Below are 20235 nucleotides of genomic sequence, written 5' to 3'. Positions count from 1 at the left end.
TCAGCAAAATAAATTACGCCGTGGATTTTATTTTGTTTGTATAAGGTGGCCAACCCATGCTTTTGCCGCCTAACATATGTAAATGGATGTGATAAACCGTTTGGCCGCCGTGGTCGTTACAATTCATTACCACACGATAACCATCTTGGGCAAATCCTTGTTCTTTGGCGAGTTTTGCTGCCACAACATACAAATGCCCAACCGTTTCGCGATCGTCTTCTGTGATATCATTAATGGTTGCGATTGGCTTTTTAGGAATAATTAAGCAGTGAAAAGGTGCTTGGGGGTTAATATCTTTGAACGCTAATGCGATATCGTCTTCGTAAACTATGTCTGCAGGAATTTCTTTGTTGATGATTTTGCTAAAGATCGTCTCTTGTGACATACAAGCTCCTTGATTATAGTGATTAGCTGAATGCATATTTGATTTTAAACGGTCTTATCATAGACCAAATTCAGATTAAATTGATAGGAAAAACCATGTCTCAACATTTTGATTTTATCGCCATCGGGGGCGGAAGCGGTGGTATTGCCAGCGCTAATAGAGCAGCTAAGTTAGGCAAAAAGGCCGCTGTCATTGAAGCCAAGCACGTTGGCGGCACTTGTGTAAATGTTGGTTGTGTACCTAAAAAAGCTATGTGGTATGCAGGTCAAATAGCCGATGCATTTAAATATGCGCCAGATTATGGGTTTGACTTGTCCGTGAATAAATTAGATTGGCAAAAGTTAATTGAGAGTCGTCAGGCTTACATAGAACGAATTCACGCTTCGTATAGCCGAGGGTTTGCCAACAATGGTGTTACCTTGATTAATGGGTTTGCTCGGTTTGTAGATAACAAAAGTGTTGAGGTGAATGGTGAAATATATACCGCAGACCATATTGTTATTGCGACAGGTGGACGGCCGATTTTGCCGGATATTGCCGGTATCGAGCATGCAATTACGTCTGACGGATTTTTTGAACTTGCTCAGCAGCCAAAAAGTGTAGCTGTAGTTGGAGCTGGGTATATTGCAGTTGAAATTGCTGGTGTGATGCATGCATTGGGTAGTGAAACCCATCTTACCGTGCGCAAAGACAAACCATTACGCGACTTTGATGCGCTGATGTCGGATACACTCGTTGATATAATGGAAAGTGAAGGGCCAACCCTGCACAAACAATTCACTCCAGCTAAAATCGAAAAACAGCCAGATGGTTTATTACAGTTAGTTAGTGATAACGGTCAATGTTTACCGCCAGTCGAATGTGTGATAATGGCGATTGGTCGTGAGCCTGCAACGGATAATATCAACTTAGCTGCAACCGATGTGAAAACAGACAACAAAGGCTTTATCGTTACTGATGAATACCAAAATACCAGTGTTGCTGGTATTTATGCGGTAGGTGACAATACTGGCCGTTTAGCGTTAACGCCTGTCGCTGTAGCTGCTGGGCGCCGTTTATGCGAACGCCTATTTAATGGCAAAACAAACCTTAAATTAGACTATGACAATGTGGCGACCGTAGTCTTTAGCCATCCGCCAATCGGAACGATTGGGTTAACTGAAGTACAAGCAAAACAGCAATTTGGTGATGCGCAAGTAAAGGTTTATACCAGTCAGTTTACTGCGTTGTACCAAGCAATGACACAACACAGACAACCAACACGGATGAAATTAGTTTGTGTTGGCGCTGAAGAAAAAATTGTTGGTATACATAGTATTGGGTTTGGCTCTGACGAGTTACTGCAAGGGTTTGCTGTTGCCTTAAAAATGGGCGCAACCAAAGCCGATTTTGACAATACTGTCGCAATTCATCCAACCAGCGCTGAAGAGTTTGTAACTATGTAGCTTACCACAATGTGCTGTTCCGCATTTTAATTGCCTACTCTACATGTTTTTTGCTGGGCATAGTGTGGATCAGCCAGTAGCCAATACTCATCGCTATCGTGATGAGTGCGGTGCCGTATAAGTAGCTGGGTTCCACTTTATCAAAGTCGAGAATAATGATTTTTCGGGCAATCGCCATTAACGCGGTTGCCATCACTATTTTTACGTGGATGACATCATCTCTGAGATAAACGGTAATATTGATCAGTATTTCGATTGCAATTAACACCGCCATAAAAGCACCAAAGGTCGCTAACATGTCAGATATGGTTAAAATAAATTTTGGCGGCGTAAATAGTTTTTCGTAAATTGTCCATGCGACGTCAACCACACCCATAAGGATAACAAACACCATCATTACGGCTAACACTCTTACAGCAACACGAACAATCTTGTATAACCTAGAGATCAACGGGCTATCTATATCAGATTTCATTTTTTATCCTTAGTTGGAGCATTAAGTTAGACCTTGTGGTCCTTCTATTACATCAGGCGGTTGGTAAATATCATTGTAGTTGCGAGTACCGTCTTTTTTCCAAAAAGTCAGTGCTGGAATTTGAACTTCCCACAGCTCAGCGGCATTCCAAACATATTCACCTTTAAAGCGCATGGCCATATATTCACGGTTAACATGACACTCTCGCCGAGTATTCTCAAAGTACATGTTGCTTCTGGGATGTACCAGTAGCTCCATATGGCTCAAAAACTGGAGCTGCCGACGAGTAATTTGTTTAACAATTGGTTCATCAGGCTTTAGAGGGAAGAGTGATGAAACTATTGCTCGTTCAACCTCGCCACTTTGTTGCTGGATCATGTAGATACCAGAGCCTAGTGGGAATCGACCGACCATAGACAAAAATACTTCAATATAGTCTTGTCGGTAACTTTTGTCTGCAGCGCCTTTTTTCAGTATATCGTAAGCTTGATAAATTTGTGTGTAATCAAATTCAGGTTTGGTCGAAAGGATAATCGACGAATATACCATAGGTATCCGAACTAAATCGCCAAGTGGGTCGAGTGGTTTTTGCAGGCTTTGCTGCATTTTAATCATAAATTTGAGCAGGGTTGTATGTTCTTTTACGTACTCGGCTTGCTCTTGTTTAGTATTAAAACGTTTAGGTGGAATACCTATACCTTTTTGAATAAACTCGACTGATTTTACCCGAATAGTATGGACCAATTTTTCACGCTCATCATTGGCTAAAATACGGTACTTATCTTCACCTAAAATATCTTTACATGCTTGGCTATGGCTACCGATAGACTGGACTAAAGCTGCTTTGGCGATTGGTTTTAGGATTTCTTCGCGATATTGGACCTTGAGTTCGAGCGGCATAGGCTTTAAATGCGAGGTTGGCACAAATTCAGGTGTTACTTCGTGTGCCTCGGCCAACAGGCTAAGCGTTTGGTGTTCGTCTGTTGGAAACAGCCTATCTAGTTTTGCTTGTAGAAATGGTATGTGTTTGTAACCAGCCATTCTTAACGATTCAAACAAAGCTATGGTTAGTGCGGCAATGTAAATGGGTTTATTTTTTTCATTGCGCACATGACGGACTTTTTCTTCGGGCGCTGGCACTGATAACGCAATGGTCCCCAAAAATTGACTGAAGATACGGTGACCATTGAGTAAATCAAGCATTTGGTCAACTAAATGATCTAGCATCTCGTATCTGTGTATCTGATTGGTGCCTAATTCTTTTTCCAGTTGGGCTTTTTCTGCTTTGGCTTGCGATAGCAGACGGTGGAGCTTTTTATGGTAAACCTCGGTGGAAGGTTCGTTTTTTATTTTAGGTAGTTTGCCGTGTTCTTTTTTATAGTTATCGATGACGGTAATTTGCTGCTGATAAACATCAATATTGTCGGATAATTTTTGTTTGCGTTCAGCTTGTTGTGGGTAATCTACAAAGAATTTTTCTGCATTACTGACTAATTGATTGTAATCTTGACGAAATTTGGCGATCTTTTTTGAAATACCACTCGCCATTGACGGTATTTTACTCAGTTTATCTTGCTGATAAGCAACACTACCTGGTTTTGATTTGCTATCTAACAACATGCACGCTGTCCTTATTATTGTTGTAACAGCACCCCCGCAACAAAGGTGAGCTTTGATGATACTCAATTGTGCTAGCAAATATCAAACGAATAGTTGTGTTAAACATTATAAAATTATATACCCGTGATCAATGAAGATGCTTGATTAATTATTAATTGAGGATCATGATATGCCCCATGAAAAAAGTTATCTTAACTCCAGAGCAAAAAGTTGATTTAGAAGCGCAACATGACGCGACTAGAGATGGCTGTGTGCGTGACCGAATTAAAGCGGTTTTACTTCGCTCTGAAGGGTGGACGACACCTATGATAGCTCAAGCACTTCGACTACATGAAACATCAATAATCCGCCACATTGATGATTTTCTGAATAAAAATAAACTCAAGCCTGATAATGGTGGCTCCCAATCTTATTTGTCTCCAGAGCAAACAGAGACAGTTGTTAACCACATTAGCGAGCACACCTACCGCTACTCTTATCAAATTGCTGATTATATATGGCAAGAATTCGCTATCCGATTTTCGATTTCGGGATTAAATAAATGGCTTCATCAACAAGGTTTTAGTTATAAACAGCCTAAAGGCGTACCCCATTAATTCGATGAAAATAAGCAAGAGCAGTTTATTCAACATTATGAAGAATTAAAGTCACAAGTGCCTGATGATGAAATATTTTTTATGGATGCGACACATCCAAGTCAAGCGACTAAAATGAGCTGTGGTTGGATAAAAAAAAGGTCAAGACAAAGCTATAAAGACAACAGGTAGTCGCAGTAGAATCAACTTGATTGGCGCCATGAATTTGAACCACATAGCCCAAGCCTATGTTAGGCGGTTTGATAAGGTAAATAGCGATAGTATCGAAGATTTCTTTGATGTGTAACAGGTATACAAGTGTTAAGGTTTCTTTAAGCTTTGTTTTCTATTCTTCACTTTAGTTTATATTTGTGGAGACCTCCATGTTGAAAAAAATAATCTGTTTATTGATTTTTCTTGTCGCGCCGCTTAGCGCTCAGCAAGCCCCCGACTTTTCCCTAAAAAGTCCAACTTTGCCAAAGCAGTTGTCGCAGCTTAAAGGTAAGGTTGTTTACGTAGATTTTTGGGCATCTTGGTGTCAGCCGTGTCGCAAATCTTTTCCTTGGATGAACCAACTGCAGCAAAAGTATTCAAATGATGAGTTTGTCATGTTGGCGGTAAATGTAGATTCAGATATAGACTTAGCTGAAATATTTTTGCAGCAAGTCCCTGCAAACTTTCCGATAGTTTATGACCCAAAGGGTGAGATCGCGGCCAAGTTTGATCTACTAGGCATGCCAAGTAGTTTTATTATTAATAAACAAGGTGAAATTGCTTATAGCCACACAGGATTTTTTGAAAACAAAATTGCAGACTATCAAAGCGAAATTGAAAGTTTGCTTAAACATTCCTCTGCTGCTAATTAGGAGTTGGTTATGAAAAAACAATTGTTGGCTCTGTCTTTGATGTCCTTAGCTTTATCTGGTTGTGCAAACTTGGGGGTTAACCCTTGGGAGCGTGATTTACTTGCCAAACCGCAAATGCAATTAGCTGCTGAAAGTACTGATATGGCATTAGATGATCATATTTATTTTAGTAAAGAAGCGACCAGCGGTGGCCGTAGTTTTGCTGGTGGAGGTTGTGGATGCAATTAATAAAATTTTCTAATATTAATGGTGCTTTAGCTGCTGCTACTTGTACCTTGCTGGCGGGCGTATCAAACGCGCAAGCGGACGAAAAGTCAAATGACTGGCAATTTGATACTGCAATCATGTATTACGGCGAACCTGACCGTGTGCAAGCGGTTGAAGGCGTTGTTAGTGCAACTAAAGATTTTGGTGATGAACACGTTTTTAGCACAAAATTAGTATTAGACACTTTAACCGGTGCTTCGGCAAATGGGGCTGTTGCACAAACAAGTGCGCAAACGTTTACGCGCCCATCAGGTAATGGTGAGTACACAGTTGAAGCTGGCGATACACCGTTAGACGATACTTTTAGAGATACGCGTGTGCAATTAAATTTGGCGTGGAATCAACCTTGGGGTGCTAACCAAAAAGTCGGTGCAGGTTTACATATTTCTAATGAATATGATTATTTATCTGTGGCATTAAATGCCAATTATGCACTTGATTTTAATCGTAAAAATACTACTTTCTCAGTTGCCGCATCCTATGCTGCAGACGAATATAGTCCTGAAGGCGGCATACCGCTGGCGTTGTCGAAAATGGCGATTCGTGGTGACTTTGCCAATGACGACGCATTTAACTCAGGTTTTGATGATACTCGAATTGGAGAGAGTGAAAACAAGGATACGCTCGATGTTATATTTGGTTTAAGCCAAGTTATTAATCGACGTTGGTTAGTGCAATTTAATTATGGCTATTCACAAGTGGATGGTTATTTATCCGACCCGTTTAAAGTCGTGAGTTTGGTTGATGATACAGGTAGTGCACTTGGTCATTATTACGAGTCGAGACCAGACTCTCGCAGTAAACATTCAATTTTTGCTCAGTCAAAGTATCACTTTGATAGTTTGGTTTGGGATATGTCGTATCGATTAGCATCGGATGACTGGGGAATTGATTCTCACACCTTAGAATCTAGGTTATATATTCCGCTTTCAGATTCAGCTTGGATCACGCCTCATGTGCGTTATTATCAGCAGTCAGCCGCAGACTTCTATCGTCCATTTGTGCAAGGGGATCTTGCTGAATATATGTCAGCAGACTATCGAATTGGCCAAATGACAGCCTACACTCTAGGCTTAAAATATACCCAGAAATTATCTGATGGTGACGAGTTGAGCATGCGGTTGGAATACTATCAGCAAACGCCTGAAAATTCGGGATTTAACAGTCCAGGGCAATTAGCCGATGTAGATTTGTATCCATCTGTCAGTGCGGTTATATTTCAACTAGGTTATAAATTTTAAATAATAGGCTAAGTTATTTTGCTACAAACACAACAAGGCTACCATTGGCAATTAAAAGATGAGCATGCTTCTATCCACTTTAATGCTATGGCTAGTCCTTGTGAGTTGTTAGTTGATACTTTAGAGCCTGAACTCGTTGAGCTGTTAGCCAAACTCGCTTATGCGGAAACTAAACGCATCGAACATAAATTTAGCCGCTATGTTGCTGACAACATAGTGGCGAAGATTAACTCATCCTGTGGTCAAGTAGTCGAAATTGATCAAGAAGTTTTTCAATTACTCACCTTTGCTGAACAATGTTATCAATTGTCTGAGCATTTATTTGATATCACTTCAGGTGTGCTGCGCAAAGCCTGGCACTTTGATTGTAGTGATAATTTACCTAGCCAACAGCAAGTAGAAAGCTGCATGCAGTATGTTGGTTGGGATAAAGTGAAGTTTGAACACAACAGCATTCGCCTTCAGCCGGATATGCAATTAGATTTTGGCGGAATAGGTAAAGAATACGCAGTAAGTCGCGTAGCTCAGTTATGTTTAGCACATGCACCAAATAATTCGGTATTGGTGAATTTTGGTGGTGATATTCAGGTTAGCCAAGCCAAAAAAAATGGTCAAGCTTGGCATGTTGGCATTGAAGATCCCATTACTGGTAAAGCTGAGCAGGTATTACAGTTAACCAGTGGTGCACTCGCTACTAGCGGGGATACCAATAAATATCTGCTTAAAGATGGTGTTAGATATAGCCATATCTTAAATCCGCAAACGGGTTGGCCAGTTGTAAACGCACCGCGCTCAGTAACAGTTCTGGCTAGCCATTGTATCCAAGCCGGCTGTTTGGCAACTATAGGGTTATTGTATGGCGCTGATTGTGAAGATTTTCTGCAAGCGCAACAGGTTAAATTTTGGTGTAGTCGCTGATGAATATTATATTGATTGAAGATGATAATTTACTGGGTTCGGGCGTTAAAACGAGTCTTGAACACTTTGGTTACTTAGTGAATTGGTGTACCACTGCTCGTCAAGGTGAGTTAGCCATTGAACAGCAAACACCTAATTTAGTTATTTTGGATTTGGGGTTGCCGGACATGGATGGTTTAACCTTACTAAAACGCATCCGCAAAAATTATGCTGAGTTGGCTGTTATTATCTTAACTGCGCGTGACATGTTAGATGACAAGTTAAAAGGATTTAATTTAGGTGCCGATGATTATTTAACAAAGCCTTTTGATATGCCTGAGCTAGAAGCACGCATTCGCGTGTTGCTAAAGCGTAAGTTAGGTGTAGTTGACAATAATATTGTTGTTGGAGATGTGTGTTTAGATTTAGCGCAACGTCGTTTGCAAGTTAAGGATGAGTTGATAGATTTGTCTAAACGTGAATTTGATTTGTTGGTTTATTTATTTGAAAACAAAAATAGAGTACTAAGCCGCTGTCAGCTAGAGCAACATGCCTACGCTGAAAACGAAGAACCTGAGAGTAATGCTTTAGAAGTTCATGTGCATAAATTACGTAAAAAATTAGGTACTAACGCCGCAATTAAAACTATACGTGGAGTAGGGTACATGCTAAATACGGATGCATTGCTTTGAGTTCGATTCGTTCTTTAGTTATCAAATGGACTTTATTGGTATTACTGATCAGCAACGTATTGACCAGTGTTTTAGTATATTTACATAGCCAAAAACAATTAGCTGATTTATTAGATGCTGAGCAAGCCCAACTTGCTCGCACTATTGCTGTTATTATTTCTCGACATACTCATTTACATAATGGTGAAGATGTTTTTGCACAAGAAAGATTGTCACCGTCCGATCAAATTTTAGAACTGTCCTCTCAACACAATAAAGAAGCCAGCATTGCTTTTCAGGTTTGGGACAACTTAGGTAATTTACGTATCATGTCGCGTAATGCACCGCTTTACCCTTTATCTGCAAATAATCAAGGGTTTACCTCAGTGCAGTATCAGGACATAGATTGGCGTATTTTTACTTTGTATATGCCTAGATTAGATATGTGGGTGCATACTGCTCAGCGTAGCGATATTCGCCAGCAACTTATCGTCCAGATCGTTATGGATAATTTGTGGCCGATGTGGCTTGCTTCTATGTTAACTGTATTAGTGCTAATGGGGATTATTTCTTTAGGACTTAAACCGTTACGCCGGTTGTCTAAAGCGTTAGCGGAAGTAAAACCTCTACAATTTCAATCTTTGCCGGACAGTCATATAAAAGAGCTACAGCCGATTGAAAATGCGGTAAATAGCTTAGTTGAACAAGTGCATAAAAATGTTGCACAAGAAAAAGCCTTTAGTGCAGACGCGGCACATGAATTACGCACACCACTGGCCGCGATGAGAGTGCATGCACACAACTTGAAACATGATATTAAATTGTCCGCTCAAGCCGAAGAATCACACCATTTGTTGTTATCTAGCATAGATAGAATGTCGAACACGATTGAGCAGTTATTGCAGTTAAATCGTTTAGAGCAACAAGGTAACTATGATTTGTTTGAGCTGGTTAATTTAGCAGAGCTGTTAGGGCAAGTTATTGCTGAATTACCGGTGAATGTTTTGCAAAATTATGATGTGAGCTTGCAAGCTGAACCTGTTGTTGTGCAATCAAATAGGCAACTGTTATTCACTGTTATGCGGAACTTACTTGAAAATGCACACAAATATAGTCAAGTGGGTAGTGCTATTGAGTTGGGGGCAGTCATGCAAGAGGGGGCGGTTGAAATTTATGTACTAGACCAAGGCCAAGGTATGACTGAACAGCAAAAAGCGCAAGCGACCACTAGGTTTTATCGTGCTAATACTTGTGTGCAACAAGGTAGCGGCTTAGGTTTAGCTATTGTGCAGCGCGCCACAGAGATTATTCAGGCTAAACTGATATTTTCAGACAATGTAAATGGTAAAGGGTTAAAAGCCAGTGTGGTTTTAAGCTTACGTTAAGTTTTGATATGTATTCTGGCAGAAAATATCTGTCGGAAGCATTATGAAAACTCTTTTGGTTCGTTCAATTTATCTGTTTGTTTGTCTTTTCGCTTCAGCGAATCTGGCGTTGTCGGCAGAAAGTGAATTTTTGCCTGTGGACAAAGCCTTTCAATATAGTTACCAGCAGCAAGGTGAGAGAGTTGTTATTCAGTTTGACGTCGAGCATGGCTACTACCTTTACCAGAATAGGTTGAGTGTCAAAGCCAACGGCGAAAAGCTCACTCCGCATTTTTCAATTTCTCCAATAATAAAACAAGATGAGTTTTTTGGTGAGGTGGCTGTATTTGAAGAGGATTTTTCAATTGAATTCTCTACTTCTGCGTCTCAAATTCATTTGCAATATCAAGGATGTGCTAAAGCGGGGTTGTGTTATCCACCGCAAAACAAAATTTTGCTTTTGCCATCGCAAAATGTTGTTGAGAATTTGTTGGTTCAACGGGACGAGCTAAATGAAATGACTGAGCAAGCAAGCCTAGCGAATCGAGGGTTAATCGTCACTTTAATTAGCTTTTTAGCTATTGGAGTGGGCTTGTCGTTTACTCCTTGTGTATTGCCTATGGCGCCTATTCTTTCAAGCATCATCACTGCTAAAAAACAACCCAACAAGAAATGGGATGGTTTGTTTTTATCTATTGCCTATGTGTTAGGGATGGCGAGTTTTTATAGTATCAGTGGTATTTTAATCGCGTTGTTAGGGGCAAAATTTAATTTACAGTTGTGGATGCAAACTCCGATTGTAAGCGTTGTATTTGCAATCGTTTTTATATTTTTTGCGTTAACTATGGTTGACGTTTTTACGCTAAAAATGCCGCAAAAGTTAGAAAATTGGTTGGGGACAAATCAACAGGCCAGTGGCGGATATTTCACTACATATCTAACTGGTGGTATTGCAAGTTTGGCTTTATCTCCTTGTGTTACAGCTCCTATGGCAAGCTTATTAGTTTATATTGCTGCGACTGGTGATGCTGCATTAGGAGGGCTGTCTTTGTTTGTATTGAGTTTAGGTATGAGTTTGCCCTTATTGTTACTTGGTGCTGGCATGGGGAATTTATTACCTAAAGCTGGTGGTTGGATGATTTACGTGAAGTATTTTTTTGCAGCCTCTATGCTTGCAATGGCCGTTTGGTTACTTGCTCGATTACTCGATAGTAATTTTTCCGTGTACTTATGGTCAGTATTTTTCATTTGGCTAGCAGTTCAGGTGTATGGCTTAGCAAATAAATTTAGCCAAACTAAAATACATGCTTATGTTGTATCAGCGTTATTTTTGTATTTAGTCTCGGTTATTAATCAGCCAGCTGGAATGATTACAGCCGAAATTCAACAAAATCAAACTGAACATACAGACTCTAGGCTATTTAGTCGTTTTGATTCAGCGCAAGCTTTGTCCAAGCAGATCGAGCAAGCTGCCGACCAGCAGATTGTTATTGTTGATCTTTATGCCGATTGGTGCGCCAGTTGTAAACAAATGGAACGGGATGTATTTTTACTTTATCAGCCAACAAATAGGGAAGCTGAGTACCAATATTATCAACTTGATCTAACAGATGTAGATGCACAGAAACAGGCTAAGTTAAATGAATGGAAGGTGATAGCTCCCCCTGCTTTAGTTGCAATCAAAAATGGTCAAGTTATTGCGCGTAAACAGGGTGAGTTGGATCTTCTTCAGTTTTCTAATTGGCTCGCCGATTTACCAAACTAGATACCAGCGCAGCGCTAGCTGCGATGAGTCTCGTTCCAGTAAATAGTCCGTGTTGTTTTCTTGCTCGGTCATTTCAAGGCTTTTAGCTTGCCATTCCAGCATTATGCTGTGATTACGCATGTAACGATAATTAATAGCTGCGCTTATGTTTGTCGCTTTATCCTTGGTTAAATTCGTGTCTGCTTTGGCGTGCAAATATAATCGTTTGAAAACAGGAACATCTAGCCTAAATCCTGCGTAACCTTGAGTGCTAGAAAAGTCATGGCTTAAGATATCAACTGAAGTGTGCCTGATACCAATAAGTGGATAGAGGTTTAACCCTCTATCTAAGCTAAAAACGCTCATGCCTATATCAAACTGCAAATTTTGCTGTTGGTATTTGCTTGAGATGTCGGTTAATTCGGTTTCGTTTTTATCCAATTGGTAGCTAATTGCCCAATTCGGACTGATGGAATAACCCTGAATGGAGTAGTTGTCTGCAAATTTGCTGGATAAATTATCTAATTCAGCCAGTGTTTTCGCGTTTGATGTTAGAGTCAGTTCAGATTGCTCTGAAGCTAAACCAATGCTGATACCGTGGTGCCAACCAATTCCATGTACTGCACCACTTACAGCCAAGCTAGATATTGCAATAGCTTTTGCTGCAAATAGGTGTTTGAACGACATAGGGCTAAAGCCTTCTATTTATTTTTGGATTGTAATACAGCTATTTGTCTTGAATTATAAACAATAGTTGACGACAAAACAGTGTCAGTTTTAATAAATTTTAAGTGGTTTGATGAGTTATCTGATTAAATTATAGTTATTGACAGTTTAAAGTGCCAAGTCGCTGTATTTTTTGACCATTCAGTAATATATTTCATTAGTATATTCGATTGGTTTGAAGGCAGTCGGCTGCAACTCAGCCATAATTTTGAGGTATTTTAATGCAATTTCAGCGTGGCTTAGTTGCCGAAGCTAATTTACATAGTTTGTACTTGATGTTTAATGCCAAAGATGGTTTTGAGCGAGAAATAAGACAACACCTTGCGTGTTTTCAAGCTTTGATTAATCAGTTTGCTGAAGACTATTCCGAATCTGAGTTATCTGCTTTTGTTGCTGTAGGTGCAACCTACTGGGATCAATTATTTCCAGATAATCGCCCAGCTGAGCTGTGCGATTTTCCGCAAATGGGTAAAGACAACCGAAAAGCACCTCATACACCATACGATCTTTTTGTCCATATTCGCTCCGACCGAACTGATGTTAACCATTTGGTTGGCACTCATGTATGTGAGTTGCTTGGAGATGCAGTGCATTTGCAAGAACAAGTAAAAGGTTTTCGCTATTTAGATGGGCGAGATTTGACAGGGTTTGTTGATGGTACGGAAAACCCGCATGGAGCGCACCGACGCAAAGTGGCGCTAGTCGATGCCGCGCAAGATCAGACTTTTGCTGGTGGCAGTTATGTGCATATTCAGCGCTATCGTCATGCGATGGAGCAGTGGAATGAGTTACCAACTAAAGTGCAAGAGAACATTATTGGACGCACTAAAACCGACAACATAGAATATTCAAGTGAGAAAAAGATGGCATTTTCTCATGTCAAACGTACGGGTTTAAAAGACCCACAGGGTAACTCTATTGAAATTCTTCGTCAGAGCATGCCTTATGGCACGATGAAAATACAGGGGTTGTTTTTTATCTCGGTTTGTCACAGCCCTAAACCATTTGAACTCATGTTGCGCAGTATGATTGAAGGAGATGAGCAGGGCCAACATGATAAACTATTGGAATACACCAAGGCAGAAACGGGCGCCGCATTTTTTGCCCCGTCGGTTGATTTTCTGCGTCAATATTTGTGAAGAGGCTCTATTGTTGCTGAAACAGTTGTAACGACCAAGCTTGGACTAACCCAAAACTTGTATTTGCATATAACACGTCGTCTTGCAAATTAAAGGCAAAGTCGAGCACTGTGGCTGCGAAATTGTCCGCTTTAATAGGCCACTGAGCCAGTAGCTCACCTGATTTTACCGACCATATCTTTATTTTTTGTTTTGGTGCGCCTGTTGCCAACCACAGGCCATTGTGCGAAAACTTGACGCTGGTGAATATTTGCTGGCGGGCTGTGTAGTTGAGTTGGCTGAGCTTTTCACCATTGGTTAGATCCCAAATATATGATTGATTGGTACTGTTTGCAGTAAATGCGAACCTCGCTTGGTGATCTAAAGCGACTTGGGTGATGCGGCCAGTGTGCGCGAAATCATAGACAATTTGAGCGTTTTGGCTGCGCCATAGGAGTGCTTTGCCATCATACCCACCACTTAATATGTATTGTCCGTTAGCAGACATGCTCAGTTGGCTGATTCGCTCAGTGTGACCTAAAAACTCTAGTCGTCGACCTGTATCTAGCTCGATAAAAAGGACCCGCCCATCCATCAACCCCAGCGCAACTTGTTGGCCCGTTTGAGAAATATCAGCGGTAACAATTTCTGATTTTTCTATCCGGTAATAACCCTTGTTTGCACCAGTTTGCATATTCCAAACGGCAAAGGCCTGATCTTCAGCGGTCAGCACAAACTTATTGTTATGCGAAATTTTTACCGTATGTACAAGGTTAGGCTGGTTAGGTTGATGCTGCCAAGCAAATGTTGGTAATTGCTTTTCAACATCCCAGAGTTGCACACCAGTTTGTGTGCTAATCACTGAATATACCCCAGCGGTTGATAAATCTGCTGCAAATGCACCATTGTCGGTTTGCACCAACGCGAGTTCTTCTGCTGGAGGTTGCTCGCAGCCAGCGATAAGCCCGCTGGCAAGCAGAGCCGTAACAAATTTTAAGCAAAAATAGATTTTTGAATAAGCTGCCATTGTGCCGCCAAATGTTTAGATGGCAGATGTTTAAACTCGCTGCGTACAAATTGGCGAATTTGCCCTTCTAACCAGCTACTAAATAAGTTTGCAATTACTGCTTCGTTTGTAGGTAGTTCCTTTCCTTCACGCATCGATCTTTCGCGCAATACTTGCTTAAATTGAGTTTCAATGCGCTCAAACAAAGCGTTTACTCGAACACGTAATCTTTGTTGTTCACCCATTAATGCATCACCGGTTAACAAGCGCGAAATGCCTGGGTTTTTCTCCGTAAATAACAAGACTAACTGACAAATTTTTAAACAGCGCCCAAGCGATTGTTTGTCTTCTTCTAAAATTTTGTTGATGCGAGTAAACAAAGTATCTTCTGCAAAGTCTAGCAGACCTTCAAACATTCGCGCTTTGCTGGGGAAGTGACGATATAACGCCGCTTCCGTTACGCCTACCGCTTCGGCTAATCTGGCCGTGGTTATACGCTCACCAGGTTTGGTTTCGAGCATATTGGCCAGTGCTTGTAATATTTCTTGTTTGCGATTACCGCGTTTTGTATTCATCTTTAGTTACTTCTTGTTTGTTCAAATTGTTTGGCGATAAGTCGAATCAATTCTTCAGCTAAAGCACTTTTATCCATTTGTGCAAATGATTGCTGGCCATCGGGCCACAACACAGTTACCGCATTTTGACTACTGTTAAATCCGATATCCTTGTTAGACACGTCATTAGCGATGATCATATCTAAATTTTTACGCTGCATTTTACCGCTAGCATATTCAATGACATTGTTGGTTTCAGCGGCAAAACCAACACAAAACGGTTTTTCAATTTGTTGTGCAATCGTAGCTAGAATATCTGGATTTCGGTCAAGCTGAATGCTCATTTGGTGCTGTGATTTTTTTATTTTTTCGGCTGCTACGTCTTTAACTTTATAGTCCGCCACTGCAGCACAACTAATAAATATATCATGGTCATGACTTGCTTGTTCAACCGCATTTAACATTTGCTGGGCACTGGTGACGGGTATTCGATTACTCCATACAGGTTCAGCCAAATTAGTTGGCCCAGATACTAGGGTAACTTGGGCACCCATATTAGCTGCGGCTTCAGCGAGCGCGTAACCCATTTTTCCTGAGCTGTGGTTGCTGATGTAACGAACAGGATCGATTGCTTCTTGTGTCGGACCTGCCGTTATAAGCACACGTCGACCTTGCAGCACTTGGGGTAAAAATAAACTCGGTAATAATTGAATGATTTGATGTGGTTCTAACATGCGACCCGCACCAACATCCCCACAGGCTTGTTCACCAGAGCCTGGACCAAATATAAATCGACCATCGTGCTGCAATATAGATAAATTGCGTTGTGTGGCGGGGGCTGCCCACATTTGTTGATTCATTGCTGGTGCTATAGCTACTGGGGCTTTGCTGGCCAAACATAGTGTGGTCAATAAGTTGTCTGCTAAGCCATGGGCCAATTTTGCCATTATATCAGCGCTGGCTGGGGCGATTAAAATAACATCTGCCCATTTGGCTAACTCTATATGTCCCATTGCAGCTTCCGCTGCGGGGTCGAGTAAATTATCTGATACTGGGTTGCCAGAAACGGCTTGCATGGTTAGCGGGGTGATAAATGCTTTTGCACCTTCGGTCATTACCACCCGTACGTTTGCACCTTGGTCTTTTAATCTGCGGGTTAATTCAGCGCATTTGTAAGCGGCTATTCCACCGCTTATGCCAAGTAGGATATTTTTGTTGGTTAACATGCTCACAACCAAGCTCTTTTTGTTATGTTAATTGGTACTAACTATACTCTTAAAAGGCGGTATATGGCAATGTGTTGGTGCATATGAGCTAGGTCGTTGCTGTGTGGTCAGTGCACATCAAGCCCGTTTGAAGCATGTTGTTCAAAAAACGCGGTAAACCCGTCCGTGGGCGCTCTGCTTTATCATCCTTGATAAAGAAGTTTTTGAAAACCAGCATTCAAACAGGCTTGTATTTAACATTTTTATCGCTTTATTTTCGGAGTGCGAATTGACGTAGCTAATTTGTACCGAAGCCTGGAAAATATGTCAGCGATTTAAGGGATAAGAAGGTGGATGGGGAGGTTTGGAGCAAAACTTCACAAGGAAGGGAAGCCTTGTGTGAGCGACTCACGGACGGGCCTGAAGCGTTTTTGCGATAAATTCGCCATTTACCTTCTGGGTATAGAGCACAATTCTGGCAGCGCTTTATTTAGTCGTTGCTGCTGGGTTTTATTGATTGCAAAAACTTGTATACTGCAAATATACGAATCAAGGATAAGGATAAACGATGAGTATCAAGGATTGGCCTGCGGAGGCGCAGCCAAGGGAAAAACTGCTGGCACACGGTGCTGATGTTTTATCAGACGCGGAACTACTCGCAATATTTCTTAGAACGGGCGTAGCTGGTATTTCTGCTGTCGACCTAGCTAGGCAACTGCTCGACCATTTTGGTAGCTTACGTGCTCTGCTAGGCGCTTCTTTAGATGATTTTAGTGCCGCTAAAGGTTTAGGTGCTGCTAAATTCTGCCAGCTGCAGGCCAGTGTCGAAATGACCAAGCGCTTTTTAGCTGAAAATTTGCAGCGAGGAGATGCGTTAACTTCAGTTGATGCGGTTAAAAGTTACTTAAAAGCGCAATTGCAGGATAAACATAACGAAGTATTTGCTGTGTTGTTTTTAGACAATCAACACAAAGTCATTCGTTTTGATGTGTTGTTTTATGGCACGATAGATGGTGCGAGTGTTTATCCACGAGTGGTCGTTGAGCAAGCGCTGAAACACAAAGCTGCGGCCGTAATATTTAGTCATAATCACCCATCAGGAGTGGCAGAACCAAGCCATGCAGATATCCAAATAACGAATAGGTTGCAGCAGGCGCTTTCGTTGGTGGATATTCGGGTTCTAGATCATTTTATAATTGGCGATGGCGAGCCTGTTTCATTTGCCGAGCGTGGTTTGCTTTAATTTTCGACAATTTTAATAAAATAGATTGACTAAACGCCCCCTGTCATGTATAAAATGCGCCCTCTTGAATCAAGGGTACGCAACTTATTTTGTTTCGAAGCAGCAACTTTGAAACTCAGTATTGGAGACACAGCAATGTCTAAAGTATGCCAAGTGACTGGTAAAGGTCCGATGGTTGGTAACAATCGCTCTCACGCGTTAAATGCTACTAAGCGTCGTTTTTTACCAAACTTACAATCGCACCGTTTTTGGGTAGCAAGTGAGAACCGTTTTGTCAAACTGCGTGTATCCACTAAAGGTATGCGTATCATCGACAAAAAAGGTATCGATGCCGTTTTAGCAGACATCCGCTCTAGCGGTGTTAAAGTTTAAGGAATTCTGTAATGCGCGATAAAATTAGATTAGTATCTAGTGCCGGTACGGGTTTCTTTTACACGACCGACAAAAACAAAAAGAACATGCCTGGCAAGTTTGAAATCAAAAAATTTGATCCAGTTGTTCGTAAACACGTTGTTTTTAAAGAAGCTAAAATTAAATAAGCATCTTTACTGATTTTGTGTAAAAAACCCGGCTTGCCGGGTTTTTTTATATCTAAAATTCGTTAAGCTAAATCAGTTACGCAGATGAGCTAGTCGCAAGGAGTTTTGTATGATCAGGCTGTCCAGAGCTGGCTGGAATAATATTCTGATATTCTCTAGCTTGATTATGATCTTTTTATTTAATGGTTTGCACTTAAAAATATTCTCCAATGACGACGATGCTATTGAGCTGAGTTATTTATTGCCCGCAGACCAGATGATTTTAACTGTAGATTTTGCAAATCTATCGGTTGAGCGGATTGGCCGAAGTTGGCGCACAGTGCCTGAGTCGAACCACTCTAGTGAGCACTTACACAATATTATTCAGCAGTGGCAGCAGCTTGAAGTGCAAAGTTTGCATGAGATGCCTGCAGCAGCCAATCAATATCCAGACCGAGTTGTGAGTTTTTGGTTTGCAGGTCAACAAACGGCTTTTGTTGTGCAGATTTTTTTCGTGCAAGGTCGTACTGTAATGCAAACGCCAAATGGACTGTTTCAATCAACGCAAGCAATTGAACCGTTAATCTTGTGAGGCTTTACTCAAGCTTTGCATATACTGTGGGGTAACCGCGAGCCCTGCGATTAAAGCGCCGAGTGATAGATTATCTTGCTGTATTGGCACGGTTACAAAAAAAGAATACCTTTGTGTGCTGTGATCCCAATTTGCACTGGTCACGGAAAACATTTGTTTGTTCATTGCGACAATAAACTTTTCTTCGTCACCTTGCCAAAAATCACTGGTGAGTGGATATGCGGCAACTAATGCTCCCGCTGTGTCAACTAGCATTAGCTCTGAAAAGCCATAGAGTTTTGCTTGCACAAGTTTCGCAAACTTTTCTGTGATAGGGTTGTTGGTAACTTGATTATGCCAAAACTGATTGTTAGACCAATTTTTATCAATCTCAAGAATTTTCGTTAGTGGCAATGGATTTTGATTTCTCTGCTGTAATAAATCTAACGTTAGCTTATGCTGGGCGAGTTGACGCATAACTCCCATATGGTTATCAATGAGTGTTTGCTGATATTGTTGATTGAGGCGCGCTAATAAATTGTCTTTTGCTATGCTCCAAAGCGGTGTGCTTATAAGCAAACTAACAGCGATAACCTTTCCAAGGAACTTGTGCACTTTTACCCAACTTATTAACTGCCCTAGGCAAAATTTTAGAAGTGCTTAGGCAAAAGCGCAAAGTTTAAATGAATAATTAAACTGTTTTTGTAATCTTTTGTAATCCAGGTGGATGATTGATATCTATGCCACGAGAGGCCGCTATTGGTGTTAAGTCTAAATAGAACCTTTGCAGTAGCGTAAGAGGTTGTAACCTGACGGGGATGTCTTTGAGCTGGCTCTGTATATTGCGAACTTGATGCTGGTGCTCAGTAAGCTTGTTAATTTGTTGCATGTGACTGCTGTATGATTCATCTTCAATCACTGTGTTAAATACTTTAATGTTTTGTTCTGTTAAGCCCGCGGCGCTATGTAAAAACTCAGCCGTTGAAAATGGTTCAGCATGAATAGCACACAAACCTTTTAATTTTAGGGCTATTTCTTTTGCGACCGCAAAACTAAACCCTCGACCTAAAATAGCGCAATGTTCAACTTGGTTAAAATCTTCCGGTGTTAACAACGCTGGTTGGTCGATTGCTTGGCGAAGATATTCGGGTAATTGCAGAATTTGTTTTTTAAGAGCTTTATTATGAGACCATGTTGCGGCTAATTGGAGCAATGCAGAGAGTGTTGCAAGATAGGTTTTGGTTGCGCCTACAGCTTGCTGCTCCCCCGCTTTGAGCGGTAAGATCACGTCAATCTCATCTGCCAGTGGTGAGTTTTCATCATTGACTATCGCGACAACGTACGCACCTGATTCTCTGGCCATTTTAGCTTGTTCGACAATATCTGGGCTTCGACCACTTTGAGAGACAACTAATACTAAGGCTTTTTCTAAGTTAAGTTTTTGCCCATAAATACTAGTGACAGAAGGAGCCGCGCCAACGACGGGTACGCCTGTTTCTGTCTCAAACAAATATTTGGCAAATCCAGTCGCATGATCAGATGACCCGCGACCAACCATGTAAATGAACCTTGGTTGCATGATTTTTAGATGGGAGCCGAGTTTTTCTATTGCGTGTTCGTTTTCTTCTAACTGTTCTGCGACTCGTTCAGGTGTTTCGAGTGCTTCTTGGGTGAGCAATGAATTTTGCATTTTTATTTTGTGTTGATTATGTGCAGCTTGATACCGCAACTTTAGCAGGTTATG

General features: G+C 41.1%; 22 protein-coding genes and 2 pseudogenes. 15 read left to right on the top strand and 9 right to left on the bottom strand.

Annotated features, from left to right (window positions below; all coding sequences use genetic code 11):
- Positions 1-13 precede the first annotated feature (13 nt).
- A complete protein-coding gene (locus DS2_RS07490) occupies positions 14-385 on the bottom strand; it encodes a histidine triad nucleotide-binding protein (RefSeq protein WP_035014066.1) in 372 nt (123 codons plus the stop codon).
- Between the two features lie 95 nt (positions 386-480).
- Between DS2_RS07490 and gorA the strand changes: the two genes are divergently transcribed.
- Positions 481-1830: a glutathione-disulfide reductase gene (gene gorA / locus DS2_RS07485; RefSeq protein WP_035014065.1), complete on the top strand. Its 1350-nt coding sequence runs from the start codon at positions 481-483 to the stop codon at positions 1828-1830.
- 34 nt (positions 1831-1864) lie between these two features.
- On the opposite strand, the gene DS2_RS07480 is transcribed toward gorA, so the two are convergent.
- Positions 1865-2305: a phosphate-starvation-inducible PsiE family protein gene (locus DS2_RS07480; RefSeq protein ID WP_035014064.1), complete on the bottom strand. Its 441-nt coding sequence runs from the start codon at positions 2303-2305 to the stop codon at positions 1865-1867.
- A gap of 21 nt (positions 2306-2326) precedes the next feature.
- On the bottom strand, positions 2327-3925 hold the full coding sequence (locus DS2_RS07475) for a hypothetical protein (protein WP_035014063.1): 1599 nt from the start codon (positions 3923-3925) through the stop codon (positions 2327-2329).
- 176 nt (positions 3926-4101) lie between these two features.
- Here DS2_RS07475 and DS2_RS21045 point away from each other — a divergent pair.
- The 9 genes and pseudogenes from DS2_RS21045 to dsbD all read left to right on the top strand — a co-directional run.
- Positions 4102-4360, top strand: a pseudogene (locus DS2_RS21045) (helix-turn-helix domain-containing protein); the annotation flags it as partial.
- A 77-nt stretch (positions 4361-4437) separates the two neighbouring features.
- Positions 4438-4730: pseudogene (locus tag DS2_RS21040) on the top strand (winged helix-turn-helix domain-containing protein); the annotation flags it as partial.
- A gap of 156 nt (positions 4731-4886) precedes the next feature.
- The gene (locus DS2_RS07465) at positions 4887-5366 is read left to right on the top strand and encodes a TlpA disulfide reductase family protein (protein WP_035014105.1); all 480 of its coding nucleotides are present in this window, start codon (positions 4887-4889) and stop codon (positions 5364-5366) included.
- Between the two features lie 9 nt (positions 5367-5375).
- The gene (locus DS2_RS07460) at positions 5376-5594 is read left to right on the top strand and encodes a DUF4266 domain-containing protein (RefSeq protein ID WP_200870125.1); all 219 of its coding nucleotides are present in this window, start codon (positions 5376-5378) and stop codon (positions 5592-5594) included.
- Positions 5585-6874, top strand: coding sequence for a DUF3570 domain-containing protein (locus DS2_RS07455; protein WP_035014061.1), 1290 nt, complete (start codon positions 5585-5587; stop codon positions 6872-6874). The genes DS2_RS07460 and DS2_RS07455 overlap by 10 nt, the downstream gene beginning before the upstream one ends.
- A gap of 18 nt (positions 6875-6892) precedes the next feature.
- Positions 6893-7792 carry an FAD:protein FMN transferase gene (locus DS2_RS07450; RefSeq protein ID WP_326979544.1) on the top strand — a complete coding sequence of 300 codons (900 nt, stop codon included), beginning with the start codon at positions 6893-6895 and terminating at the stop codon, positions 7790-7792.
- The gene (locus tag DS2_RS07445; protein WP_035014060.1) at positions 7792-8463 is read left to right on the top strand and encodes a response regulator transcription factor; all 672 of its coding nucleotides are present in this window, start codon (positions 7792-7794) and stop codon (positions 8461-8463) included. The genes DS2_RS07450 and DS2_RS07445 overlap by 1 nt, the downstream gene beginning before the upstream one ends.
- Entirely contained in the window at positions 8460-9827 is a 1368-nt protein-coding gene (locus DS2_RS07440) for an ATP-binding protein (RefSeq protein WP_035014059.1), read from the top strand. Before DS2_RS07445 ends, DS2_RS07440 begins: the two co-directional genes overlap by 4 nt.
- Before the next feature lie 43 nt (positions 9828-9870).
- Entirely contained in the window at positions 9871-11571 is a 1701-nt protein-coding gene (gene dsbD / locus DS2_RS07435; RefSeq protein WP_035014058.1) for a protein-disulfide reductase DsbD, read from the top strand.
- Here the strand turns inward: dsbD and DS2_RS07430 are convergent.
- Positions 11560-12237: a porin family protein gene (locus tag DS2_RS07430; protein WP_035014057.1), complete on the bottom strand. Its 678-nt coding sequence runs from the start codon at positions 12235-12237 to the stop codon at positions 11560-11562. The two genes, dsbD and DS2_RS07430, sit on opposite strands and share 12 nt — an antisense overlap.
- Positions 12238-12497: 260 nt before the next feature.
- On the opposite strand from DS2_RS07430, the gene DS2_RS07425 reads away from it, so the two are divergent.
- Positions 12498-13415 carry a Dyp-type peroxidase gene (locus DS2_RS07425; RefSeq protein WP_035014056.1) on the top strand — a complete coding sequence of 306 codons (918 nt, stop codon included), beginning with the start codon at positions 12498-12500 and terminating at the stop codon, positions 13413-13415.
- 7 nt (positions 13416-13422) lie between these two features.
- Here DS2_RS07425 and DS2_RS07420 read toward each other — a convergent pair whose 3' ends face one another.
- Genes DS2_RS07420 through coaBC form a run of 3 tightly spaced genes read right to left on the bottom strand, consistent with a single transcriptional unit; the run spans position 13423 to position 16180 of the window.
- Complete coding sequence (locus tag DS2_RS07420) at positions 13423-14421, bottom strand: WD40 repeat domain-containing protein (protein WP_035014055.1); 999 nt, start codon at positions 14419-14421, stop codon at positions 13423-13425.
- Positions 14388-14975 (bottom strand): nucleoid occlusion factor SlmA, encoded by a 588-nt coding sequence (slmA, locus tag DS2_RS07415; protein WP_035014054.1) that lies wholly within the window; start codon positions 14973-14975, stop codon positions 14388-14390. The genes DS2_RS07420 and slmA overlap by 34 nt, the downstream gene beginning before the upstream one ends.
- Positions 14976-14977: 2 nt before the next feature.
- The gene (gene coaBC, locus DS2_RS07410) at positions 14978-16180 is read right to left on the bottom strand and encodes a bifunctional phosphopantothenoylcysteine decarboxylase/phosphopantothenate--cysteine ligase CoaBC (protein ID WP_035014053.1); all 1203 of its coding nucleotides are present in this window, start codon (positions 16178-16180) and stop codon (positions 14978-14980) included.
- A 547-nt stretch (positions 16181-16727) separates the two neighbouring features.
- On the opposite strand from coaBC, the gene radC reads away from it, so the two are divergent.
- From radC to DS2_RS19765, 4 genes are all read left to right on the top strand, one after another.
- Positions 16728-17402 (top strand): RadC family protein, encoded by a 675-nt coding sequence (radC, locus tag DS2_RS07405; RefSeq protein WP_035014052.1) that lies wholly within the window; start codon positions 16728-16730, stop codon positions 17400-17402.
- Positions 17403-17537: 135 nt separating this feature from the next.
- Complete coding sequence (gene rpmB / locus DS2_RS07400) at positions 17538-17774, top strand: 50S ribosomal protein L28 (protein WP_026016844.1); 237 nt, start codon at positions 17538-17540, stop codon at positions 17772-17774.
- A gap of 11 nt (positions 17775-17785) precedes the next feature.
- Positions 17786-17941 carry a 50S ribosomal protein L33 gene (rpmG, locus tag DS2_RS07395; protein WP_016956430.1) on the top strand — a complete coding sequence of 52 codons (156 nt, stop codon included), beginning with the start codon at positions 17786-17788 and terminating at the stop codon, positions 17939-17941.
- A gap of 109 nt (positions 17942-18050) precedes the next feature.
- Positions 18051-18512 carry a hypothetical protein gene (locus tag DS2_RS19765; protein WP_152537562.1) on the top strand — a complete coding sequence of 154 codons (462 nt, stop codon included), beginning with the start codon at positions 18051-18053 and terminating at the stop codon, positions 18510-18512.
- On the opposite strand, the gene DS2_RS07385 is transcribed toward DS2_RS19765, so the two are convergent.
- Together DS2_RS07385 and nagB-II are read right to left on the bottom strand one after the other, a co-directional pair.
- The gene (locus tag DS2_RS07385; protein ID WP_152537561.1) at positions 18501-19106 is read right to left on the bottom strand and encodes a cache domain-containing protein; all 606 of its coding nucleotides are present in this window, start codon (positions 19104-19106) and stop codon (positions 18501-18503) included. The two genes, DS2_RS19765 and DS2_RS07385, sit on opposite strands and share 12 nt — an antisense overlap.
- A 76-nt stretch (positions 19107-19182) precedes the next feature.
- Positions 19183-20181, bottom strand: a complete 999-nt coding sequence (nagB-II, locus tag DS2_RS07380; RefSeq protein ID WP_035014049.1) for a glucosamine-6-phosphate deaminase NagB-II — start codon at positions 20179-20181, stop codon at positions 19183-19185.
- Between the last annotated feature and the right edge of the window lie 54 nt (positions 20182-20235).

The organism is Catenovulum agarivorans DS-2 (assembly GCF_000568405.1).
Taxonomy (GTDB): domain Bacteria; phylum Pseudomonadota; class Gammaproteobacteria; order Enterobacterales; family Alteromonadaceae; genus Catenovulum; species Catenovulum agarivorans_A.
Note: the sequence above shows the minus strand (reverse complement) of the source record. Positions and strands in the feature narration are given on the sequence as shown.